The following is a 2,105-nucleotide window of genomic DNA, read 5'->3' on the forward strand; positions in this document are numbered from 1 at the left end:
TCAGACGTGTGCGCTTCCGATCTATCGTGCTCGCCGACGACGACGGCGTGCGCGCCGACATGACCGCGTCGTGGCTCGCGCAGATGGGCTGGGACGTGCGGGTGGTCGAACCGGAGGACGGTACGGCGAAGTTCGGCGAGCGCGGCCAGCCGCCGCGCGACGTGCCGGCGACGCCGACCGTGACCGACGTATCGCCCGCGACGCTCGCGGGCTGGCTGAAGGAGGCCGCACCCGGCGAGCTGGCGATCGTCGACGTGACGGCCAGCGCGAACTACGTGAAGCGGCATATCCCGGGCGCATGGTTCGCCGTGCGGGCGCAGTTGCGTGATGCGCTCGCGGCGATTCCGCCCGCGAAGCGCTATGTGTTCACGTGCGGGTCGAGCCTGCTGGCGCGGTTCGCGGCGGACGACGCACGCGCGCTGCTGCCGGCTTCGGCTGACATCGCGGTGCTCACCGGTGGCACGGCCGCGTGGATCGAGGCCGGGCTGCCGCTCGAAAGCGGCGAGACGCATCTGGCGTCACCGCGCGTCGATCGCTACCGGCGCCCGTACGAAGGCACCGACAACGCGGCGGCTGCGATGCAGGCGTATCTCGACTGGGAATACGGGCTGGTCGATCAGTTGAAGCGGGATGGCACGCATCACTTCAACGTGATCTGACCGATACGGCGTAACAGGGCGTGGCGGTACGTCGTACGCCGCGCCCCGTTGCCGCATGTCGGGCACGTTCCGCGCGTGTCAGCGCTTGAACGTATCGACCGCCGTGCGGCCGACGGCCGGATCGTCGGTGAAGAAGCCGTCGATGCCCGCGCGCAGGTACGCCTGGATCTCGCGCACCGAGCCGGCCGTGTTGCGCGTGGCCGGCGTGCCGCCGTCCTTCAACGACGCGGGCAGGAAGTTGTTCTCCGGGCGGAACGTGTACGGATGCACGACGAGGCCGGCTTCGTGCGCATAGCGCACGTACGGCGTCGGCTGCTGCAGCGTGCCGTCCGCGGCGACCGCGATGATCGACGTCTTGTACGGGCCGACGCCGTTCGCATAGGTCGCGACCTCGCGCATGCCGTCGCGCGTCGACAGGTCGCCGTAGGTGCGCTTGTCGTTCGCCTTCACGAAGTCGTACGGGCGCTGGCCGGCTTCGTCCATCAGCTGCACGAGCTTCCAGTTCGGCTGGCTCGACTTGATCCGGTTGCGGATGGTCTTCAGGTTCGCGACCTCGAACGACTGGATGTAGATGGTCGCCGTGCGCGCCGTGTACGAATCCTTCAGCAGCGCATCGACGAGACGGTCTTCGAGCGGCAGGCCGATCGACTGGAAGTAGGTCGGATGCTTGGTTTCCGGATACAGGTGGATCGTGCGGCCGGTCTGCGCGGACATCTGCTTCGCGAGCGCGACGATCTCGTCGAACGTCGGAATCTCGAACTGGTCGTTGTACGCGGTGTTCGCGGGGCGCACCTGCGGAATGCGCTCACGGGCGCGCAGCGTCTTCAGCTCGGCGAGCGTGAAATCCTCGGTGAACCAGCCCGTCAGCTCCGCACCGTCGATCGTCTTGGTCGCCTTGCGGCTCGCGAATTGCGGCAGCGTCGACACGTTCGTCGTGCCCGAGATCTCGTTCTCGTGACGCGCGACCAGCACGCCGTCGCGGGTCGACACGAGGTCGGGCTCGATCACGTCCGCGCCGTCCTCGACCGCCTTGCGGTACGACGCGAGCGTGTGTTCGGGGCGCAGCGCGCTCGCGCCGCGATGGCCGACCACCTGGACCTTCGCGGAAATCGGCTGGGTGGGATCGGACGCGACGTCGTCGTCGCCACCGCAAGCAGCGAGCAGGAACGCGGCGGCACAGGCGAACGGGACGTAGCGCAGGGAGGTCGGGCGCTTGAAGAGCATGTCGATGAACCTTCGAAACGAGAGTCGGAAAGGGGCGATCGCTCCGGCGGTGCGGCTGTCGTGGCGTGTCGCACGGAGTCGAATGGGACGCGATCGTCGCACTGAATAATTACATATGTATTACTTGTGCCTTTCCGTTCAATATTTTTAGGGCGCGATGCCGGCCGCAGGGTGGTTCTCCGAGGCCTGGCGGGTGGCGCTTTCCGGTCGTCTCGGGCAGGT

Annotated in this window: 2 protein-coding genes; one reads left to right on the top strand and one right to left on the bottom strand. The window is 67.5% G+C overall.

From position 1 onward, the window contains the following. The coding region (locus tag G3N93_RS38965) for a rhodanese-like domain-containing protein (RefSeq protein ID WP_277396610.1) at window positions 1–659 on the top strand (659 nt) is incomplete at its 5' end. A gap of 78 nt (window positions 660–737) precedes the next feature. On the opposite strand, the gene G3N93_RS38970 is transcribed toward G3N93_RS38965, so the two are convergent. Beyond that, complete coding sequence (locus G3N93_RS38970; RefSeq protein ID WP_174983084.1) at window positions 738–1,883, bottom strand: glycerophosphodiester phosphodiesterase; 1,146 nt, start codon at window positions 1,881–1,883, stop codon at window positions 738–740. Between the last annotated feature and the right edge of the window lie 222 nt (window positions 1,884–2,105).

It is taken from the genome of Burkholderia sp. Se-20378 (assembly GCF_017104665.1).
Lineage (GTDB): Bacteria > Pseudomonadota > Gammaproteobacteria > Burkholderiales > Burkholderiaceae > Burkholderia > Burkholderia lata.

Excerpts from the sequence above, each read along its gene's own strand:
- G3N93_RS38970 (WP_174983084.1), bottom strand. The coding sequence starts at position 1,883 with ATGCTCTTCAAGCGCCCGACCTCCCTGCGCTACGTCCCGTTCGCCTGT.